This is a genomic window from Desulfitobacterium chlororespirans DSM 11544 (assembly GCF_900143285.1).
In the GTDB taxonomy this organism is placed as follows: domain Bacteria; phylum Bacillota; class Desulfitobacteriia; order Desulfitobacteriales; family Desulfitobacteriaceae; genus Desulfitobacterium; species Desulfitobacterium chlororespirans.
The window spans coordinates 403860-423879 of the sequence record NZ_FRDN01000005.1; the positions used below are offsets into that span (position 1 = coordinate 403860).

Annotated in this window: 19 protein-coding genes and 1 riboswitch; of the genes, 17 read left to right on the forward strand and 2 right to left on the reverse strand. The window is 45.3% G+C overall.

Annotated features, from left to right (window positions below; all coding sequences use genetic code 11):
• Window positions 1-96: 96 nt before the first annotated feature.
• Together BUA14_RS07785 and BUA14_RS07790 are read left to right on the forward strand one after the other, a co-directional pair.
• Window positions 97-1287, forward strand: a complete 1191-nt coding sequence (locus tag BUA14_RS07785; RefSeq protein ID WP_072772076.1) for a M24 family metallopeptidase — start codon at window positions 97-99, stop codon at window positions 1285-1287.
• A gap of 22 nt (window positions 1288-1309) precedes the next feature.
• Window positions 1310-2494 (forward strand): M24 family metallopeptidase, encoded by a 1185-nt coding sequence (locus BUA14_RS07790; protein WP_072772077.1) that lies wholly within the window; start codon window positions 1310-1312, stop codon window positions 2492-2494.
• 197 nt (window positions 2495-2691) lie between these two features.
• Here the strand turns inward: BUA14_RS07790 and BUA14_RS07795 are convergent, their stop codons facing one another.
• Window positions 2692-3354, reverse strand: coding sequence for a Crp/Fnr family transcriptional regulator (locus tag BUA14_RS07795; RefSeq protein ID WP_072772078.1), 663 nt, complete (start codon window positions 3352-3354; stop codon window positions 2692-2694).
• Window positions 3355-4006: 652 nt separating this feature from the next.
• Between BUA14_RS07795 and BUA14_RS07800 the strand changes: the two genes are divergently transcribed.
• The 13 genes from BUA14_RS07800 to groL all read left to right on the forward strand — a co-directional run bounded on the left by BUA14_RS07800 (window position 4007) and on the right by groL (window position 17775).
• Window positions 4007-4933, forward strand: coding sequence for a LysO family transporter (locus tag BUA14_RS07800; RefSeq protein WP_072772079.1), 927 nt, complete (start codon window positions 4007-4009; stop codon window positions 4931-4933).
• A 143-nt stretch (window positions 4934-5076) separates the two neighbouring features.
• Window positions 5077-5679: a 5-formyltetrahydrofolate cyclo-ligase gene (locus BUA14_RS07805; protein WP_072772080.1), complete on the forward strand. Its 603-nt coding sequence runs from the start codon at window positions 5077-5079 to the stop codon at window positions 5677-5679.
• 28 nt (window positions 5680-5707) lie between these two features.
• On the forward strand, window positions 5708-6190 hold the full coding sequence (nuoE, locus tag BUA14_RS07810) for an NADH-quinone oxidoreductase subunit NuoE (RefSeq protein ID WP_072772081.1): 483 nt from the start codon (window positions 5708-5710) through the stop codon (window positions 6188-6190).
• An 11-nt stretch (window positions 6191-6201) separates the two neighbouring features.
• The gene (gene nuoF, locus BUA14_RS07815) at window positions 6202-7995 is read left to right on the forward strand and encodes an NADH-quinone oxidoreductase subunit NuoF (RefSeq protein WP_072772082.1); all 1794 of its coding nucleotides are present in this window, start codon (window positions 6202-6204) and stop codon (window positions 7993-7995) included.
• A 17-nt stretch (window positions 7996-8012) separates the two neighbouring features.
• The gene (gene fdhF, locus BUA14_RS27180) at window positions 8013-10694 is read left to right on the forward strand and encodes a formate dehydrogenase subunit alpha (RefSeq protein ID WP_084078495.1); all 2682 of its coding nucleotides are present in this window, start codon (window positions 8013-8015) and stop codon (window positions 10692-10694) included.
• Between the two features lie 259 nt (window positions 10695-10953).
• On the forward strand, window positions 10954-11577 hold the full coding sequence (mobA, locus tag BUA14_RS07830; protein ID WP_072772085.1) for a molybdenum cofactor guanylyltransferase: 624 nt from the start codon (window positions 10954-10956) through the stop codon (window positions 11575-11577).
• 195 nt (window positions 11578-11772) lie between these two features.
• A riboswitch (molybdenum cofactor riboswitch) is annotated at window positions 11773-11899 on the forward strand.
• Between the two features lie 72 nt (window positions 11900-11971).
• Window positions 11972-12943: a GTP 3',8-cyclase MoaA gene (moaA, locus tag BUA14_RS07835; protein ID WP_015943407.1), complete on the forward strand. Its 972-nt coding sequence runs from the start codon at window positions 11972-11974 to the stop codon at window positions 12941-12943.
• 2 nt (window positions 12944-12945) lie between these two features.
• A complete protein-coding gene (gene moaC, locus BUA14_RS07840; RefSeq protein ID WP_072772086.1) occupies window positions 12946-13437 on the forward strand; it encodes a cyclic pyranopterin monophosphate synthase MoaC in 492 nt (163 codons plus the stop codon).
• Between the two features lie 45 nt (window positions 13438-13482).
• The gene (locus tag BUA14_RS07845) at window positions 13483-13917 is read left to right on the forward strand and encodes an MOSC domain-containing protein (protein ID WP_072772087.1); all 435 of its coding nucleotides are present in this window, start codon (window positions 13483-13485) and stop codon (window positions 13915-13917) included.
• Window positions 13917-14417 (forward strand): MogA/MoaB family molybdenum cofactor biosynthesis protein, encoded by a 501-nt coding sequence (locus BUA14_RS07850; protein ID WP_072772088.1) that lies wholly within the window; start codon window positions 13917-13919, stop codon window positions 14415-14417. Before BUA14_RS07845 ends, BUA14_RS07850 begins: the two co-directional genes overlap by 1 nt.
• Before the next feature lie 125 nt (window positions 14418-14542).
• Window positions 14543-15367 carry an NYN domain-containing protein gene (locus tag BUA14_RS07855; protein WP_072772089.1) on the forward strand — a complete coding sequence of 275 codons (825 nt, stop codon included), beginning with the start codon at window positions 14543-14545 and terminating at the stop codon, window positions 15365-15367.
• Between the two features lie 388 nt (window positions 15368-15755).
• Window positions 15756-16040 (forward strand): co-chaperone GroES, encoded by a 285-nt coding sequence (groES, locus tag BUA14_RS07860; protein ID WP_072772090.1) that lies wholly within the window; start codon window positions 15756-15758, stop codon window positions 16038-16040.
• A gap of 100 nt (window positions 16041-16140) precedes the next feature.
• Window positions 16141-17775 (forward strand): chaperonin GroEL, encoded by a 1635-nt coding sequence (gene groL, locus BUA14_RS07865; protein WP_072772091.1) that lies wholly within the window; start codon window positions 16141-16143, stop codon window positions 17773-17775.
• A gap of 116 nt (window positions 17776-17891) precedes the next feature.
• Here the strand turns inward: groL and BUA14_RS07870 are convergent, their stop codons facing one another.
• Window positions 17892-18233: a helix-turn-helix domain-containing protein gene (locus BUA14_RS07870; RefSeq protein ID WP_072772092.1), complete on the reverse strand. Its 342-nt coding sequence runs from the start codon at window positions 18231-18233 to the stop codon at window positions 17892-17894.
• Between the two features lie 860 nt (window positions 18234-19093).
• Between BUA14_RS07870 and BUA14_RS07875 the strand changes: the two genes are divergently transcribed.
• Window positions 19094-19354, forward strand: a complete 261-nt coding sequence (locus BUA14_RS07875) for a DUF5405 family protein (protein ID WP_072772093.1) — start codon at window positions 19094-19096, stop codon at window positions 19352-19354.
• A gap of 122 nt (window positions 19355-19476) precedes the next feature.
• A complete protein-coding gene (locus BUA14_RS07880; protein ID WP_018213751.1) occupies window positions 19477-19905 on the forward strand; it encodes a transcriptional regulator in 429 nt (142 codons plus the stop codon).
• Window positions 19906-20020 lie beyond the last annotated feature (115 nt).

Below are 20020 nucleotides of genomic sequence, written 5' to 3' on the forward strand. Positions count from 1 at the left end.
CGGGCTCATTGTATCTTTCGGAACATTGCTTCACAAGTAGTTAATCTACAATAGAGTCAGGGAATATCATAACCCAAAAAAGAAGGAGGAAGAATCATGACAGAGGTATTTCATGAAAGACTGAAAGCCCCAATTCCCACCAAAGAATTGGAAAGACGTTCACGTGAATTGAGATTAGCCATGAAGCGGAAACAAATTGATGTGATTGTGGCCCAAAATATCACTCAATATGTGGGGGGAACTAACCGTTGGCTGACGGATACTACTGCTGAAAACCAATATCCCCAATCATCCTTCATCCCCCTCGAAGGTGAAATTGGCTATATTGCCTGCAGTGGGCCGCCCCTTGATCTTTATCCCCCCTCACACCTGTTGAGAATCGGTAAACCATGGGATAGCAATCCCTACTTTTCCGTCTTTAACTACACCTGGGATTGGGAAGGCAAGATGTTCGTCAACTGGTGCCAAGAAAACAAGGCCAAGAAAATCGGCATTGCCGGTATGGAAATCATGATGTGGAACTACTACGATTACGTAAAAAAGAATCTTCCTGGTGTTGAAATTGTCGACGCTTCCTCAATCATTGACGAAATCCGCTCCCTAAAAAGTGAAGATGAAATTGTAGCTATTGAAAGATCCGCCGCAATCCAAGATAAAGTTATGGGATATATTCCGGCTGTTGCCCAACCAGGTGTTCGTGAGTATGAAGTTCGTAACAAAATAATGCAATTGATCACTGATCATGGTGGCGAAGAAATGGTTGTCATGATCGGAAGCGCACCTCGTGGTGAAAAGTTCAACTTGTATCCAAGTTTCTTCCAAAACAGAACTCTCCAACAAGGGGATGAACTCTATGTTCGTTTAGAATGCAGCGGACCTGGAGGAATGTTTACCACAGTCGGCAGAATGTTCTCCATCGGCTGTGAGCCCTCTGATTCCTTGAGGAAGAGCTGGGAAGAAGCGATTGCTGCCCAGGAAAAATTAGCTGGGCTGCTTCAAGTGGGAACGGATCCTCAAGTTATCTTTGCTCAATACAATGAATACTTGGCAAGTAAAGGCTATGCTCAAGAAGAAGGAATCTTTGCTTATGGACAAGGTTATGACTGGATTGAAAGGCCCAGCATTCAGCCGGGTGAAACCCTGAAGCTGGCTAAAGACATGTGTCTGGCAGTGAATACCAACCTTGTTTCCACGGAAAGAACGGTCTATGCTGCTGACAGCTATTTGCTCAAACCCAATGGCCTTCAAAAATTGCACAAAACACCGTTAACCGTATTCCGCACTTAATCATAGGAAAGGAGTGACCATCATGAGTGTAGCTGAAAGAATCAGAAGACCTATCTCTGATCGAGAATTAAACAGAAGATGGGCTGCTAATAGAGATTTAATGAAAGAGCAAAACATTGAGCTCGTTTTGACGCAAGGCAATAACATGCACTTAGGAGGATATGTTCGCTGGTTTACGGATATCCCTGCCGAATATAACCTGCATATGACGGTTCTGTTCCCCATAGACGAACCCATGACCTTGGTTAGAAGCTCCGCATCAAGAATTCCTCAATGGGCTTTAAGAGGTGTAAAAGAGGTACTTTATGCCCCCTTTGCCCCAACCCTTAACTATACTGCAGATTCCGAAGCCGGTTTAGTCATTGACTATATTCGTAAAAGAAATCCAAAGAGAATTGGCTGGATTGGCAAAGCCTCCATAACTGCTGGTTTAATGGAAAAAGTCGTCACTGCTTTCCCGAATGTTGAGTTTGTAGATATTACTAACGATTTCGACATGATTAAAGCTTTGAAAAGCGATGAAGAAATGGAATACGTCCGTGAAACAGCTCGTATTCATGATCTGCTCTGGGCAGCTCTTCCGGCCATTGTTAAACCGAATATGAAAGAATACCAAATCCGCGCTGAAGTTGCGCAACTTGCGGCTGATTTAGGCAGTGAGGAACACTTGCTCTTTATAGGAACTGCAGCACCAGGTAAACCTTGCGGAATGTCCACCTTCCAATATGCAAACCGTACCGTTAAAGAAGGGGACTATGGTATACTTTTAATCGAAGTAAACGGTCCAGGCGGATACTATTGTGAATCAGCTAGAAACTTCTGCTTCGGTGAACCATTCAAAGAACTTCAAGCTGCTTGGGATGTTGCTGCGGAAGCTCAACAATTGACTGCTGACCTGTTAACACCGGGCAGAAATGCCAACGAAGTCGTTGCGAAATACAATGCATTTGTATCTGAAAGAGGCTATTGCCAAGAAGGACGTCTCTATGGACACTCCCAAGGTTATGATCTTATCGAACGTCCTGCGTTTATGATTGATCATAAATACGGGAAAGAAGATATGGAGATCAGACCAGGAATGAACATTTCTTTGCATCCCTACTTCATCGATGATGTTCGGGCAGTTTACATCAACGATAACTACTATGTTACTGAAACGGGTGCGAAAAAGATTCACAAAACGGCACCCAAGATTATCGTCCTCTAAGATAGAAGGGCACTCTTTTAAACGCTCTACTGTAGAGAGCTTCTCAATCACTTGTGGAGCTCTTCTCTTGTTTTGTTCCATGCTGAAAAATTAAGTCACAATAAATTTGACTCAAACAATAAAAGACTACCTAGTGTATGATGATTTATCATTAAGCAGGTAGTCCTGTTATTACTGATTTAGTTGTTGATGGCTTTTCAATGGCTCCGCATACCTTGCTCCCGGATTTTTTCAAGCTTTTCTCGATTGACAATTTTAATGTAGCCACGCCCTCTTTCGATGATGCCGGCATTGGTAAATTCACTTAAGAATTCTGTGATTTTCGGTCGGGTGGTTCCGAGGAATCGAGCCATAGTGTCGTGAGTAATAATCAGCCGATCACTGTGTTCTTCATGGGTATAAATACCGTACTCTTCGATGGCTAAAAGCATGCGGGCCAAACGCTGAGGGATCGTTGTTACGACACCCTCTAATTGCATCAAAATTGTTCTCATTTTCTTGGCCATGATATGAAGGGTAAGATCCATCAATTGAGGATTCTGAAAGAGAATCTTACGTGCTTTATCCTGAGTGATAATCGAAAGGGTTACATCAGTAATAGCCACCGCACTGCAGATACTCCTCCCGTCGTCGACGACAGATGTCTCGGCAGTGATACTCGGGGCACTGAGAATGTTTAGCTGCTTCTCTGTTCCATCAAGCATAAAGAGGCAGTTTTTTATTTGACCTTTTTTTAAACAAATTAAGCCTGTATTGAGTTCGTCTTGATAATATATAATTTCACCTGCTTTGAAATTCTGAAGCGTTCCAAGGGAAAATAACATTTCCCATGTTCCTTCATCCAATTGATATCTTGACATAGTTTTTTCTCCCCTTCCATTGTTCAGGAATAAACATGGAAAATTCATGGAGTATTGCTTTGATTATAACAAAAGATATGGGATTAGGACAGTTGAAAAGGCACTATGCACTAGTCGGTAGGACATTCGGGTAAGCAGTTTTGCGAGGGATAATATGTTCTGTGGATAGTTAACTCTGTGGACAATGTGGATAACTCTGTGACTAACTGATATTGGCGGGCTGAGAGGTGTTGGATTTGTGAGCAAGTATTGCAACTAATTACCCACAGGTCCTGTGGATAATGTGGATAAGTTAGGAACAAGGGGGTTTTTGAGGGGATGGATATGGGGATAACTTTAAAAATAGAAAAGTTCACAAAGTACTTTTCTTTTACCCTTTGTTCGAGATAAAATAGAAACATGTTTTTATAGAGTTTCATATACCATGGGGGGGAGCTCTTTTAGACGATTGGAAGCTAGTGCCCTGTCAACCCTAAATCTCACCTATCCTGGCGGCCAATTTACAGCAATACTGCGTTGTCGTCAATCGCCATACGCTCGGTATGCCTCAATCCTCCGCCTTGTCTTGCTATAAATTGGCTCGCCATTATAGTGTAATTTTAAGGTTGACAGGGCACTAGTTTATTTTATTAATTAAGAACGGAGAACGAACATGTGGGTTTTATTTGTCTGCCTCATAGCAGGAGCTTTTGTAGGATGGTTTCGTTTATTGCCTAAGGCTGTCTTGAATCAAGCGGGTCAGGGGATGATGATCGGGGTATTGATTCTCTTGTTGACCATGGGTTTACGTATTGGGGTTGATCAGGACACTCTTTCCCAGCTGGGGAACTTTGGGTTGCAGGCTTTTCTATTTGCCGTTGCGGCAATTATAGGCAGTGTAGGGGCTGTTCTGCTTTTAGAAAGAGCTTTTATCGGGAAAGCGGGCATGGTTCCACAGCAGGATAAGCTGGAAGTCGATAGTACCGAGACGGCTCATCCCTATCGTATGACGTTTACAATTATTGGGGCGTTTATCGCAGGAGTTTTCGGCGGGATGATTTTTTTCCCTCAGGTATGGACGGTATATTTACCGACCATTACGACGTTAGCCCTTGATTTTACTTTGGTTATGGTAGGCATTGATTTAGGCTTGAATCGCGATATCTGGAGGCATATGCTCAAAGTCGGTTGGCAGGTGTTTTTAGCACCTGCGGGTGTGGTGCTCGGCAGTATTGGAGCGGCTATGCTGGTGGGTTTGTGCTTTGGGTGGAATCTTCGCGAAGGGGGAGCAGTTGGTGCCGGGTTTGGGTGGTACAGCTTATCTGGGGTTTTGATCTCTGACCTTCATTCGGTCTCCTTGGGTACTATCGCTTTTTTGAGCAATATATTCAGAGAGGTTTTAGCCATAATATTTGCCCCTTTTTTAGCCAGGAGAGTGGGACCGTTGGCTCTTGTTGCTCCCAGTGGGGCAACAGCTATGGACTCCACTCTTCCTCTCTTGGTGGCGGTGGGACCGAAAGGTGTCAGTATAGTGGCTATAATAAGCGGTCTTTCTTTATCACTTTTAGTTCCTGTTTTGGTGCCTTTGGTTTTGGGCTAACCTTAATTAGCAAGCATAGTGAGCAGTTAAAGTATTTTTATCGAAGTTTGGAGAAGGAATATTTTAATCTTTGACGAATCCATTAGTAGGATTGACTGAATTTTCGCTAAAATGGAAGAGCTGCTTTTGTTTTAATAGGGGATATGAAGGAGGATGGAAAGGTGTCTGAGGAGAAGCGGTTATTGCGGGAACATGTACTGTCCCTGCGATCAGCGTTGACACCGGAAGAACGGGCTGCTAAAAGCCAAAGGATTCGGGCTATCGTGACTCAGACCCGTGAGTTTCAAGAAGCAGGTACGATCATGCTGTTTATGAATTTCCGTGATGAGGTAGAGACGACTGAGCTGGCCCAGAAGGTCCTGGACTTGGGGAAGCGGTTGGTATTGCCGCGATGTGCCCCTAAAGGGGTGCTTATACCGGCACTTATCGGAGATTTGGAAAAAGATATTGAGTCGGGAATGTGGGGGATCCGTGAGCCCAAAAAGCAGGAGCTCACTGAGGTTGATCCTTTGGAGATCGACGGTATCTTTGTTCCTGGGGCCGCCTTTGATGGGCAGGGAAATCGCCTTGGCTATGGCGGCGGATATTATGATCGATTTTTCGAAAGGGTGAGAGAAGGAACGCCTAAGATTGCTCTCGCTTTTCACTGCCAAATTGTAGACAGAATCCCCGTTGAAGTTTACGATAAGAAGGTAGATATGTTGATCACTGAACAGGGTGCCATGCGTTTCCAAGAAACGCTTTGAATTTAGTGCAAAAGGGAGGAGAACTATTTTGTGTGAGGAGTGTAAGGAGTTAGTTGATCCTAAAGAGGAGCAATTGGATCAGATATTAGCTCATTATAAGCGGGAGAAAGGGGCGCTTATTCCTGTTTTGCAGGAGGCGCAAGGACTTTATGGGTATTTGCCTGAACATGTGATAAAGCACATCAGCAGGGGACTGGGCATACCTTCGGCTAAGGTTTATGGAGTCGTTACATTTTATGCTCAATTCCGCCTTACCCCTATGGGGCGCAATGTGATTAGTGTCTGCTTAGGTACTGCCTGCCATGTTCGAGGAGGCGCTAAAGTTCTGGAAGCTATAGAGAAGGATACAAAGATTAAAGATGGGCAGACCACGGAAGACGGGCGCTTTACTTTAGAGATTGTCAACTGTATTGGGGCCTGTGGATTAGCTCCCGTTATGTCCATTAATGGGAATGTCCACGGAAGATTGAATGCAGATCAAATCCCAGGAATCCTGGCAGAGTATAAGTAGGGGGAATAGGGATGAACACAGAAGCTAAAAAACAGGTTTTTATCTGTGCAGGTACAGGCTGTATCTCTTCAGGAGCTAATACAATTATAGACTTAATGAACGTGGAGATAGAACGTCGAGGGTTAGCAAAAGATGTGGAGCTCATTGCCACGGGTTGCCGTGGTTTTTGTGAGCAAGGGCCGACTTTAGTTATTGAACCTGCGCAAAGATTCTACCGGAGAATTCAGCCGGAAGATATTCCGGAACTGGTAGAGAAGGAATTAGCTCAAGGGGAAAAAGTGGAGCGCCTGTTCTATGTGGATCCTCAGTCGGGGGAACCTGCTTTAAGTTATGAGGACATCAGCTTTTTTGCTAAGCAAACTCGTATTGCTCTTAAAAATTGTGGATTTATCGATCCCACCAAAATTGATGACTATCTGGCTCACAAAGGTTATGAAGGCTTAAAAAAAGCCCTTACTATGGACCCGGAGGCCATTGTCGAAGAGGTCAAGGAATCCGGCTTGCGTGGCCGGGGAGGGGCCGGTTTCTCAACTGGTCTGAAATGGAGCTTATGCAGGGCTACTCCATCGGACAAAAAATATGTGATTTGTAACGCTGACGAAGGGGATCCAGGTGCGTTTATGGATCGCGGCCTTCTTGAGGGAGATCCTCACGCGATCATTGAAGGTATGCTGATCGGTGCTTACGCCATTGGTGCTGACGAGGGCTATGTTTACTGCCGTGCAGAGTACCCTCTGGCGATCAAGAACCTGCAAATTGCCATCAAACAGGCTGAAGAAGCTGGATTCTTAGGAAAAGACATCTTGGGCTCCGGGTTTAACTTTCATTTGAAAATCAACGCCGGAGCCGGAGCCTTTGTCTGCGGTGAGGAAACCGCTTTGATGGCATCTATTGAGGGCAAACGCGGTATGCCTCGTGTGCGGCCTCCTTTCCCGGCCCAAAGCGGATTATGGGGTAAGCCCACCAACATCAATAATGTTGAGACTTGGTCCAATATTCCTCATATCTTGAGAAATGGAGCCCAATGGTATGCCCAGTACGGAACGGAAAAGAGCAAGGGTACCAAAATTTTTGCGCTAACAGGTAAGGTTAATAACACAGGATTGGTTGAAGTCCCCATGGGAATGCCCTTAAGGGATATTATCTTCGATATCGGCGGCGGCATTAAAGATGGTGGAAAGTTCAAGGCAGTCCAGATCGGCGGTCCCTCAGGGGGATGCCTGCCGGAAGATATGCTGGATCTCCCAGTGGATTATGACACCCTAACTAAAGCCGGTGCTATGGTTGGTTCCGGTGGTCTGGTTATTATGGACGAAACCACTTGTATGGTGGATATTGCCCGCTTTTTCCTGAACTTTTCCCAGAGTGAGTCCTGCGGAAAATGTACCCCCTGCCGTGAAGGGAATAAACGGATGTGGGAGATTCTCGATCGCATCACCCGTGGTGAAGGCCGGGAGGATGATATTGAAAAACTGGAAACATTGGCCTACACAGTTAAAGAAACGTCACTGTGCGGCTTAGGTCAGAATGCGCCCAACCCTATCCTGGCTACTTTAAAGTATTTCCGGGAAGAATTTGAAGAGCATATCCACGCCAAAAAATGCCGGGCCGGAGTCTGCAGCGAGCTTCTGACCTACTCGATCGATGCAGAAAAATGTAAAAAATGCGGACTATGTGCCAGAAATTGCCCGGCTAACTGTATCAGCGGCAATAAGAATACCCCCTATGTTATCGATGGGGAAAGATGTATCCGCTGCGGAAGTTGTATGGATTCCTGCAAGTTTGGCGCGGTTATCCGGGCCTAGAAGAAGGAGTTGATTGAGTGGAATGGCTCAACTTAACCATTGACGAAAAAGAAGTTGTCGTACCCAAAGGAAGCACGGTCTTGGAAGCATGCCGTATGCACGATATTCCGATTCCAACCCTTTGCCAGGATCCGGAACTCACCAATGCCGGGGCATGCCGCCTTTGTATTGTTGAGATCGCAGGAATGCGCAATCTGCCGCCTTCCTGCGTTACCCAGGTGACCCAGGGGATGGTTGTGAAGACTCAGACACCAAAGGTGCGCAAGTCCCGCAAGGTGATTCTGGAGCTCTTAGTGGCGAACCACCCTTTGGATTGCATGACCTGTCAGAAGATGGGAGATTGTGCGCTGGCTCAGTATGCCTATGAATATGGTGTGACTGGCGAAGATTACCGGGGAGAACGGCGTGAGCTGCCTCTTGATGACAGCAACCCCTTTATTCTCAGAGATCCGAATAAATGTATTCTCTGCGGCAAATGTGTGCGGGCCTGTGAAGAGATTCAGGGGCGAAGTGTGTTGGATTTCTTTAAGCGGGGGTTTGACTCCCAAGTGGGACCGGCCTTTGATGTTCCTTATAGTGAATCGGAATGCGTTTTCTGCGGTTCCTGTGTTTCGGTTTGCCCGGTGGGGGCCTTGGTGGAGAAAAAGATGGTCGGCCAGGCGCGGGCCTGGAATATTGAGAAAGTACAGACCACCTGCCCTTTCTGCGGCACAGGCTGTAATTTTGATTTAAATGTCAGCAATGGCAAAGTGATCGGGGTAACCTCCAATCCGGAGGCACCGGTGAATGGTAAAGCCCTTTGTGTCAAGGGCCGTTTTGGTATGGACTTGATCCACAGCCCCCAGCGTCTGACCACCCCTTTGATTAAAAAGGATGGGGAATTCGTCCCGGCAGGCTGGGATGAAGCCCTTGATTTAATAGCCGCAAAGTTCTCCCAGATCAAAGAGGACTATGGGCCAGATTCTTTTGCAGCACTGAGTTCGGCCCGCTGTACTAATGAAGAAAATTACCTGATGCAAAAATTTATGCGCGCAGTGATCGGAACCAATAATGTTGATCACTGCGCCCGTACCTGACACGCTCCCACTGTGGCAGGTCTTGCCACTTCATTTGGTTCAGGAGCGATGACTAATTCTATCAATGAAATCCCTAATGCTGAAGTCATGTTTGTGATTGGTTCCAATACGACAGAAGCCCATCCGATTATCGGCACCAAGATGAAGCAGGCTCTGGCTCGGGGCGCCAAGCTTATTGTTGCTGATCCACGGGAGATCGAGCTGGCCAGGGATGCTCATATCTGGATGAGATTGAAACCAGGTACGGATATTGCCCTGATCAACGGGATCATGAACATCATTGTTGAGAATGGCTGGGAGGATCGTGCTTTTATTGAGGAACGAACCGAAGGCTATCAAGAACTCCGGGAAAATCTCAAGAAATTCCCGCCGGAAGAAGTCAGCAAAATTACTGGAGTTCCCGTGGAGCTGATGGCAGAAGCTGCCCGTCTCTACACCAGTGTGGAGCGAGCTCAGATTTTCTACACTCTGGGAATCACGGAACATGTTTGTGGTACGGATAATGTTATGTCCCTGGCCAATCTGGCCATGCTGACCGGAAATATCGGCAAAGAAAGCTCCGGGGTCAACCCGCTGCGAGGGCAGAACAATGTACAGGGAGCCTGCGACATGGGAGCTCTGCCCAATGTTTACCCCGGCTATCAGAGTGTTACCAACTCAGAAGCGCGGGCTAAGTTTGAAGAGGCCTGGGGAGTTTCCCTTAATCCCAATCAGGGCTTCATGATTCCGGATATGTTTGATTCAGCGGTCAAGAAAGAATTGCGGGCCATGTATATCATGGGAGAAGATCCTGTGCTGACCGATGCCGACGCCAATCATGTGCGCAAAGGCCTGGGGGCTCTGGATTTCCTGGTTGTTCAGAACATCTTTATGTCTGAGACTGCCGAACTGGCCGATGTCATTTTGCCGGGGGCCAGCTTTGCGGAAAAGGACGGCACGTTCACGAATACCGAGCGCCGGGTGCAACGGGTTAATCGGGCGATTAAGCCGATCGCCAATACGAAGGCCGACTGGGAAATCATTTGCGAGCTTGCCAACCGGATGGGTTACCCGATGACTTACCCATCGCCCGCAGAGATTATGCTGGAAGTTGCCTCGCTGGCACCGCAGTTTGCCGGCATTACCTATGAGCGTCTGGGCAAAAAAGGTCTGCAATGGCCGGTTCCCCATGCCGAACATCTGGGCACAAAGTTCCTGCATGCAGGGAAATTTACCCGCGGTAAAGGCGTGTTCATGGTGATTGAGCATCAACTGCCGGATGAGCTGCCTGATGAAGAGTACCCATTCCTGCTGACCACGGGCCGCAAGCTGCAGCATTATAACATCTCCACCCGTTTTTCGGCGGCGCTGGATGAGCATGCCCCCGAAGAATTGGCTGAGCTTAATCCTAAGGACGCCCGGCGATTGGGGATTCAGGATGGAGAGAAAATCAAGGTAGTTTCCCGCCGCGGCGAAGTAGTAACCAAGGTTTGGGTAACCAAACGAGTTCCGCCGGGAGTGCTCTTTATGACCCTGCACTACAGGGAGTCACCGACCAATGTCTTAACCAACGGAGCGTATGATAAAGTAACCAAGACCTACGAATATAAGGTCTGTGGTGTGCGTGTGGAAGCTCTGAAGTAATTTAAGCAATAAAGAAAACTCGCTTCAGGTGGAGTTTCAACTCTATCTGAAGCGTAGTTGACTTATCCGCGGAGTGGATAAGAATAGGAGAGTGTCTGGCTATATCCAGTATATAGCGTGGGGCACTCTCGTTTTGTTACAAAAAAAGGCAGCAATGGCTAAAACCTTCTAAAGCTCTACCCTAGGCATGTTTTCTCTATCTATGTTACAATATAAGACAAAAGTTTAAACGTTGATAGAGACAAGGGAGATATATGATATGGGTGCTGATTATGGACAAACCCTTCTGCCGATGACCGGGATTATTCTGGCCGGTGGGAAAAGTTCCCGCATGGGTTGCAACAAGGCTTTTATTGAATGGGATGGGGCACCGCTCATCGAACACAGCTTAGCTGTCTTCAATGCGGTTTTTGCGGAAGTGATGATTAGCAGCAATCATCCGGAGCTTTACGCTAACTATGGAGTAAAGGTGATCAAGGATAACTATCCGGATCATGGGCCGTTAGGTGGATTGGAAGCATGCTTGCGAGAAGCCCGCTATGATTATGCCTTTTTTGCTGCTTGCGATATGCCTTTTTTGAATACAGAGGTGATTCGATTTATGGCTGGGGAAATTGAAGGAGAGGATATTTTAGTTCCCGAGATTGATGGTGGAGTTCACCCTCTGCATGCTTTTTACCACAAAAATTGCCTCCCTTTGCTTGCCGAGAGCTTAAAGGCAAAGCATCTTAAACTGACAAAGCTTGTTCAGCAATACAGCAGAGTGCGTTATATAAGGGAAAAGGATTTCCGAGATTTTCCCGCAATGCATCTTTTTTTAAGCAATATGAATACGCCTCAAGAGTGCCTGGAGCTGCGGCAACATAATAGTCAGAGTAATTAATGCTGTAAAAAGAACATTCTTTATTATTTTTAATGGAAAAAATGTTATTTATCTGGAATATATTAAGAAATATTAATAAGGATTAAGAAATATTATTCCTTTGAACCTCTTTTTGCAATCTCCAAAATGGTGTATACTACAAGTAGTACATTCTTCTATAATTTTTTTTAAATATGGTATGATGAGCAAATAGAATATGTTTATGTGCTCCGAAACTGGAAACCTAAAGTGAGCTATGGTTTGCCAGTCGTGCATTCTGCACCGGGTATTATTGGAAACAGTAATGCCTCCCATTTGGAAAGGAGTCTGTAGGGTATGCGGGAGCTCCGCGGTTTTACAGACCGTGGGGCTTATTTATTTTGTGGAATAATGAACGTGAAGGTGAGGGGAATCTATGCAAGATCAATATCGGCGCCAGATCGAATACCTGAGGATTTCCATTACAGATCGCTGCAATTTACGATGTAAATATTGCATGCCCGCTGAAGGAGTTCAATGGATTCCTCATGAGCGCATCTTAACCTATGAGGAAATACTGCGTGTCATGCGGATTAGCACTACCTTAGGCTTTAGACGGTTCCGCATCACCGGCGGGGAACCCTTAATTAGGTCCGGAGTCCTGGAATTTTTGCAGAATGCCTCGCAAATTCCAGGAGTGGAAGATTTGATGCTGACCACCAATGGGATACTTCTTGCGGACATGGCAGAAGATCTGAAAAAGGCGGGAGTTAATCGGGTCAATATAAGCCTGGATACGTTCAATGAAGATAGGTTCCGGGAACTTACCCGTGGTGGGGATATTAAGAAAGTCTTTCAGGGAATACACCGCTCTCTCGAAGTAGGGCTGCATCCGGTTAAGCTTAATGTGGTGGTTGTTCGTGATTTCAATAGCCATGAGCTGCCCCGTTTTATGGAATTAGCTCGTGACTATCCGCTTCATGTTCGCTTTATCGAATTGATGCCGATCGGAATCAGCTCGGATAAGCGCAGTGATTTTGTATCTATCGATGAGATGAAAGCAATACTGGGTTTAGAGGGCCTTAAAGCCACTCACGATATTCAAGGGGGAGGTCCTGCAGAATATATCACTTCAGAGGGCTTTAAGGGCAGTGTGGGCTTTATCAGCGCTATCAGCAAACATTTCTGCAGCACTTGCAATCGAATTCGCCTGACTCCCGACGGGAAGCTGCGCCTGTGCTTGCACAGTTCCAAAGAAGTGGATTTTCGTGAAGTGCTTCGCTCCAACAAGAGTGATAATGAAGTCAGGGATGTTTTTGCCCAAGCGATTTGGAATAAGCCGGCTGAACATCATATGAATGATCAGGCTTGGCAGGATCAACGGATTATGTCCCAGATTGGAGGATAATTATGGAACTGACACATTTTGATGAAGAAGGCCGGGCACGTATGGTGGATGTCTCAGATAAGGCGGAGACGACCCGAGTGGCTACTGCCCGGGGTAGAGTAGAAATGCAGGCGGAGACTTTGGAGAGGATTCGCTCAGGACAGATTGCCAAAGGGGATGTGTTGGCGGTGGCCCAGGTCGCGGGAATCATGGCAGCCAAACAAACTTCAAATCTGATTCCCATGTGTCACCCTCTGGCTATTACAGGGGCAAAGCTGAATTTCGAAATTGTTCCTCCCGGAACCATAGAAATCGAAGGAATTGTCAAAGTCACGGGTAAAACCGGGGTTGAGATGGAAGCTCTTACGGCTGTCAGTGTTGCTGCCTTAACTATTTACGATATGTGCAAGGCTATTGACAAGACCATGGTCATCGGCGATATCCGGCTTATGGAGAAAACCGGCGGCAAGAGCGGGCACTTTATTCGTGAAGACCACTTAAAGGGCATAATTTAAAGGGATAAATTCGAATTAATTTGAAGCGAATTAGGAGGAACGATAATGGCGAAGATTATCGCAGTCTGTACAAGTGAGAAAAAAGGGATGCGGAAAAAAAATGTAGGGGAGGGAGTGCTGAAGGTTAATTTTGGTATCGAAGGAGATGCTCATGGCGGGGATTGGCATCGTCAGGTAAGCTTGCTGGCGATGGAAAGCATCAAGAAGATGCAGGATATGGGGCTTGATGTGGGACCGGGAGATTTTGCCGAGAATTTAACCACCGAAGGAATCGATCTGGTTAGTCTGCCCTTGGGCACAAAATTAAAGATTGGTGAAACCGGCGTGGGCGAAGTGACACAGATCGGTAAAGAATGTCACACCCGATGTGCTATTTATTATCAAGCGGGAGACTGTGTTATGCCCAAGGAAGGGATCTTCATCCGTGTTCTGGACGGCGGCCCTATAAGTGTGGGAGATAGTGTTGAGGTGATGGAGTAATGTTGAGAGTTGGAGTTATAACCGCCAGTGATAAAGGATCTCAGGGGCAAAGAGAGGATCTTTCCGGTGCTGTTCTCAAGGAACTGGTGAAAGAGATTGACGGTGAGGTTGTTCTCTATACCATTCTTCCGGATGATCGGGAACTTTTGGCCCAAACGATGAAAAAGTGGGCTGATGAAGAGGGCTTAGACCTTATTCTGACCACAGGTGGCACAGGTTTCTCCCTGCGTGATGTCACCCCGGAGGCGACGATTGCTATTGCGGATCGTATGGTCCCTGGGATTGCTGAAGTGATGCGTTATGAAAGCTACAAAATTACTCCGAAGGCTATGTTGAGCCGGGCAGTAGCGGCCTTGCGCAAGCAGACTTTAATCATCAATATGCCGGGTTCGCCTAAGGCCTGTAAGGAGTGTTGGGCAGCTCTTGTCCCTGCTTTGCCCCATGGAATTCAGATCCTCAAAGGCGAGGCCAGCGAGTGTGCTGCGCCTGTTCATCAATAGGCATCTTCAGCGTATTTTTTAGGTTTTTTAGATTCAATTTAATATAAAATTTTTTTTGCTTGTCACTCCTGTCCTTTTCCTGCGTACTCTATAGTAAGGGAAAGTGGAAATGGGGTGACATTGTTTTGAAGGCGATTGCTTTTATTGATTATGAAAATATATGGACTGGACTCTTTGAACAAGGTTATGAATTAACTCCGGAAATCCTTATGGAATCCATTCAACTGTATGCTAAACAAAATGACTATGTTCTATCTGCTATTTATCTCTATGCTAATTTCGATCGGGAAGAATTCTGGCGTGCCCAGACTTCCTTTGAGAAGATTCATGTATATACACGCCATGTTTACGGAAAGAACAATTTTGCCAGTACAGGATTAAGGCGGAATGCGGCGGATGTGGAGCTCATATTGGAAGCGCAGGAGATCTTGCTGACCCGTACCGCAACCTTTGATGTGTTTCTTCTTCTAACTGGGGATGGAGATTTTTTGCCTTTAGTTCGCAAAGTAAGGGCCTGGGGAAAAGATGTTAAAGTCATTGGCGTGAAGGGAAGCATGCACCACGAACTTCAAGCCTTTAGTGATTCAGGAGACTTTTTCGGCGAGTTTCTCCCTCAGGAGCGACCGCAGGAATATGAGCCTGAAAAGGATCTCGAACAAGCAATCTCAATCTTAGCTCAGCTTCAGCTAAGCATGACGTATATTGCTTCCACCAAAGCGAGGCTCGCCCTGTCGGATCATCTGGGAGTTACTATATCCCAAGTGAAAGAGCTTATTCGCTACGCATTAAGAGAGGGGATTCTTCTTGAACAAGAATATGCCGATTCAAGTTTAAAGATCGGTAAAACAAAGGTCTATCTTTTGAATCTCGCTCATTCTATGGTTCAAGCCGTTCTGGGTTCGGCAATAGAGGAGATTCGCAAACGCTATGAAAAGTTAAGTGCTCATTGATGACTTTCTGTGTAAAAATTGAGCAGGCACGGAAAAGAATTAGAGGAAGGGATATTTGGCCAGGAGGGCTGGATATCCCTTCTTCTTAGATGTCGTGATGATTTTTTGCCCCAGGATGAATAAACCCCCCGGGGACTGGTCAATATATTGCTTAGTGAATGCAAGTCGAAGCGATGAGATTCTGTCAATTTAAGAGTGGTGCAATAAGGGGAAGATATAAGGAGAAAATAGAAGGTTTTCGCTTGTAAATCTCTTAAAAACGCAAATGACAGGATTTGATTTCTTCATCCACCTTGCATATTATTATAGTATGATGTTAGCACTCAATAGGAATGAGTGCTAACAATATCAAAATAATATTTAAGCTCTTAAGGAGGGACTTTCTTCAATGAACATTAAGCCTCTAGGTGATCGGGTAGTCATTAAAGCACTCCCCATGGAAGAAAAGACAAAAAGCGGAATCATTATGCCGGATACCGCTAAGGAAAAACCTCAAGAAGGTGAAGTCGTTGCAGTAGGACCTGGAAAAATGGAAAAGGGAGAGCGTATCGCCCTGGATGTTAAAGTGGGTGACCGCGTGATTTATTCCAAATATGCCGGTACTGAAGTAAAGTATGATGGTCAAGAGTATCTTATTCTTAAGGAAACTGACATTTTAGCGGTTATTGGCTAAAACACTATTCTTTGCTTTATTCACTTAATGAACTTGACGTTGCACAGTGTTTTTTACTTATTGACTCTTGAATTTTGGATTTTTAAGGAGGAACTTACAGGTGGCAAAACAAATCGTTTTCAATGAAGAAGCTCGCCGCGCCTTAGAGCGTGGTGTTAATGCCTTGGCTGAATCTGTCCGAGTAACGCTTGGACCTAAAGGCCGTAATGTGGTTTTGGACAAAAAATTTGGCGCTCCTTTGATTACCAATGATGGTGTGACTATCGCCCGGGAAATTGAGCTGGAAGATCCATTTGAAAATATGGGTGCTCAACTTGTCAAAGAGGTTGCAACCAAAACCAATGATGTAGCAGGGGATGGAACCACCACTGCAACTGTATTGGCCCAAGCGATTATCCGTGAAGGCTTAAAGAATGTAGCTGCCGGTGCTAATCCTATGGGTATCAAACGGGGTATTGAGAAGGCTGTTGAATCTGTTGTCGATGATATTAAAACCAATGCTAAGCCCATTGAAAGCAAGGAATCCATCGCTCAAGTAGCTTCTATCTCCGCCGGCGATGACAATATCGGTGTTCTGATTTCTGATGCTATGGAAAAGGTCGGCAAAGACGGCGTAATCACCGTAGAAGAAGCTAAAGGAATGACCACCGAGCTTAAAGTTGTCGAAGGTATGCAATTTGACCGGGGATATCTCTCTGCATATATGATCACCGATACCGATAAGATGGAAGCTATTTTAAATGATCCTTACATCTTAATTACCGATAAAAAGATTGGCGCTATCGCCGACATTCTCCCTGTTCTTGAGAAAGTCGTTCAAGCCGGCCGTCAACTTCTGATTATTGCCGAAGATATCGAAGGTGAAGCTTTGGCTACCCTCATTCTGAACAAACTTCGCGGAACCTTTACCTGCGTTGCCGTAAAAGCTCCTGGCTTCGGTGATCGCCGTAAGGCAATGCTGGAAGATATCGCAATCCTCACCGGTGGTACTGTCATTACCGAGGATCTTGGCTTAAAGCTGGAAAACACCACGATTGATATGCTGGGCCGTGCTCGTCAAATTCGCGTAACTAAAGAAGAAACCACCATTGTTGAAGGCTCCGGTTCTCAAGATGATATTAAGAGCCGTGTGGAAGCCATTAAAAAGCAAATCGACGAAACGACTTCCGATTTCGACCGGGAAAAACTTCAAGAGCGTTTGGCTAAATTAGCCGGCGGGGTTGCTGTGATTCAAGTAGGTGCTGCAACAGAAGTTGAAATGAAAGAAAAGAAACTCCGCATTGAAGATGCTTTAGCTGCAACCCGTGCAGCAGTTGAAGAAGGTATCGTAGCCGGTGGTGGCTGCGCGTTAGTGGATGCTGCTAAAGCGCTTGACAGCCTTAAGCTGACCGGAGACGAAAAGACCGGTGTAGCTATTGTATGCCGTGCTTTGGAGGAACCTCTCCGTCAAATTGCCAATAATGCAGGATTTGAAGGCTCCATCGTTGTGGAGAAGGTTCGCAATGGCGGTCGTGGGGTAGGATTCAACGCTCTGACCGAAGCATATGAAGATATGATTGCAGCCGGTATCGTTGACCCCGCTAAAGTGACACGTTCTGCCCTGCAGAATGCAGCTTCCATCGCTGCTATGCTCCTTACTACCGAGTGCTTAGTTTCCGATATCCCATCAAAGGATAATGGTGCGGCTGCTATGGCTGGTATGGGCGGCATGGGTGGAATGGGCGGCATGATGTAAAGCCTTAAACCACAAATAAATTCCTGAAATAAGTAAGACTCGTGTTGCGATGTGGCTATAGCCAACATTTTGCTAACACGAGTCTTAATTTTTTAGAGGTTTCTTATAAGTTCCCATCATGCATCTTCGGAAGCTTTTAATTCGATCATTCCAAAGATTTTCATTTTGTTATCATGAGACAGCTTGCGGAAATTTGAGACAAGAGCCAGTTCATCCTCCGTTAATTCAACGGGGGATATTTTTTTGTCACTTATTCCATAGATATCGTCCAGGTTAATCTCTAGGAAATTGCAAATGTTCAGAAGAGTAGAGATGTCGATAGAGTTGGTTCCTTTCTCCCATGATGAGATCGTATTATCTCTGACCCCTAGATGGTCGGCTAATTGTTTTTGGGTTATACCTTTTCTTTCGCGATATTTGCGTAGGTTTTCCGCCACCCTCAATTTAATTGCCTCCATTGATAACCACTCCCTTGTGTTGATTATATAGATAACTATGATCTTAATCAAGATGAATATTCATGAAATATGAATAAAAGATGTTGACACATCACAATTTGTGAAGTAAGGTGGTGTTGGGGGTTCATGAAATATGAAGTTGAGGTGAGAATGTGTTTGGTGAAAACCAAGCTTCAAGGATTGCAACTCTTTCCGTCGGTGTGAACGTCAACATCAAAGATACCCTTGCCAGTAGTTATTTTAGCAATTATCGATCGGAATGGGAGGTGAAGTGAATGAGCGGTTGCAGGCTGTATAGAATAAAACCTTTGCAGTGGCTTAAGGCAATCACGTCTTATCGTACTCGAAAGTTGGATAACCTTCCTAAAAGCAAGTGGGCTGAGATATTAGTCAGGGGAGGGACCATAAAGCTCTGACTATCCAAAGGGAAAAGGTGGAGGTGAACCACAATGCTTAAGAAAAAAGGCAAATGCAGAATTCATTTCTATTGAAGGGAAGTCAGGCTAATGAAAATGCCTGACAAAAAAGAAAATGCCCGCAAGTCCTGGCAGATCTAACGGGCGGAATAAAAATAATCTCTGACTTAGTATATCATGTTTCGCCAAGTCAGTACATCAGCTCATTAATAATCAAGTTGAAGTTGTCTGCTGTATGGATTACTTAAGTAGGATCAGTAGTGGTTCTCTAACATAAGCGGTTATACAAACTAGAAAACCACTACTGATCCTATAGTCAATGATGCAAATCTAAATGAATTGGCAGGGATGGGATAATGAATAGATTACCATGGATTGAACCTACAGGAAAAAACTCTTCCAGGCGGAGCGCGGAGAAGTTGGATATAAAGGTGGAGAGATAGTATGCGAATCGATATAAATGAGAAATACTGCATCACCTCTGATGAATACCAATATATTCTTAACACAAAATTCGTTAGTAACGGTAAAAAGACAAAGGGGCAGGAAGAATTGAAAGTAGTTGCTTATTGCTCAGATCTCAATCATTGTCTTAAGGAACTTGTGAAGCGTCAAATCAGGGAATCAGATTGCATTTCCCTCAGAGACGTTGTAAAGCGAATAGAAGAAATCAGAAGTGAAATAAATAGAACTATTAATTTTTAAGCGTTGTAAAGAGCACCTTCACTATGGGTCACGCGGGCACCACAGCAATACATGTTGGTGGATGTGCGATGTTCCAGTGAGCTGATAGAGTTGGTGTGAGCAGATAAAGGAGTGGAGCGGCGGTGGAAGAAAGAATTGAGAAGCATATTCACCAATATGTCGAGGCAGAACTTAGGAATTATCGGACCTATAAAAAACTTATTGGTGAATACGATAAAGAGATGCTGTATAGAGGTGCTAAATCGGGGCTTGGCAAAGACCCGACGGGGAGGTTTGCACAGAATCGGATCAGTGACCCAACATATGATGAAGTAGCAGGGGTTATTGCTAATGAACAGAGAGTTAGAAGGATGAAAGATGTTGTGATGTGCATCGAGGATGTCTTAGCAGAGTTGTCGGAAGAGGAAACACGGTTAGTGGAGATGAAGTATTTTAAGAGTTGCTATACAGACTTTGGAATCATCGGTGAGTTGCACATAGGGCAAACAAAATACTATGGAGATAAAAAAAGGATAATCAGGAAGTTTGCTTTAAGGATGAGGTTAATATAAGTGTAGAATTTGCGAAGTATTTAACACCATTTCCGTAGTATTATGGTACCAGTGAAAGGCGTCGAGGGATTGGCGCCTTTCCTTTTTTAGGAGGTGAGGATGGCCTATCAGAAGA

What these genes read in the sequence shown, in the direction of transcription:
- BUA14_RS07800 (WP_072772079.1), top strand. Translation starts at nt 4,007, where the DNA reads ATGTGGGTTTTATTTGTCTGCCTCATAGCAGGAGCTTTTGTAGGATGG.
- BUA14_RS07795 (WP_072772078.1), bottom strand. Translation starts at nt 3,354, where the DNA reads ATGTCAAGATATCAATTGGATGAAGGAACATGGGAAATGTTATTTTCC.
- BUA14_RS07805 (WP_072772080.1), top strand. Translation starts at nt 5,077, where the DNA reads ATGAAGGAGGATGGAAAGGTGTCTGAGGAGAAGCGGTTATTGCGGGAA.
- mobA (WP_072772085.1), top strand. Translation starts at nt 10,954, where the DNA reads ATGGGTGCTGATTATGGACAAACCCTTCTGCCGATGACCGGGATTATT.
- BUA14_RS07785 (WP_072772076.1), top strand. Translation starts at nt 97, where the DNA reads ATGACAGAGGTATTTCATGAAAGACTGAAAGCCCCAATTCCCACCAAA.
- BUA14_RS07850 (WP_072772088.1), top strand. Translation starts at nt 13,917, where the DNA reads ATGTTGAGAGTTGGAGTTATAACCGCCAGTGATAAAGGATCTCAGGGG.
- nuoF (WP_072772082.1), top strand. Translation starts at nt 6,202, where the DNA reads ATGAACACAGAAGCTAAAAAACAGGTTTTTATCTGTGCAGGTACAGGC.
- BUA14_RS07790 (WP_072772077.1), top strand. Translation starts at nt 1,310, where the DNA reads ATGAGTGTAGCTGAAAGAATCAGAAGACCTATCTCTGATCGAGAATTA.
- BUA14_RS07870 (WP_072772092.1), bottom strand. Translation starts at nt 18,233, where the DNA reads ATGGAGGCAATTAAATTGAGGGTGGCGGAAAACCTACGCAAATATCGC.
- BUA14_RS07875 (WP_072772093.1), top strand. Translation starts at nt 19,094, where the DNA reads ATGCGAATCGATATAAATGAGAAATACTGCATCACCTCTGATGAATAC.
- groES (WP_072772090.1), top strand. Translation starts at nt 15,756, where the DNA reads ATGAACATTAAGCCTCTAGGTGATCGGGTAGTCATTAAAGCACTCCCC.
- BUA14_RS07845 (WP_072772087.1), top strand. Translation starts at nt 13,483, where the DNA reads ATGGCGAAGATTATCGCAGTCTGTACAAGTGAGAAAAAAGGGATGCGG.
- moaC (WP_072772086.1), top strand. Translation starts at nt 12,946, where the DNA reads ATGGAACTGACACATTTTGATGAAGAAGGCCGGGCACGTATGGTGGAT.
- moaA (WP_015943407.1), top strand. Translation starts at nt 11,972, where the DNA reads ATGCAAGATCAATATCGGCGCCAGATCGAATACCTGAGGATTTCCATT.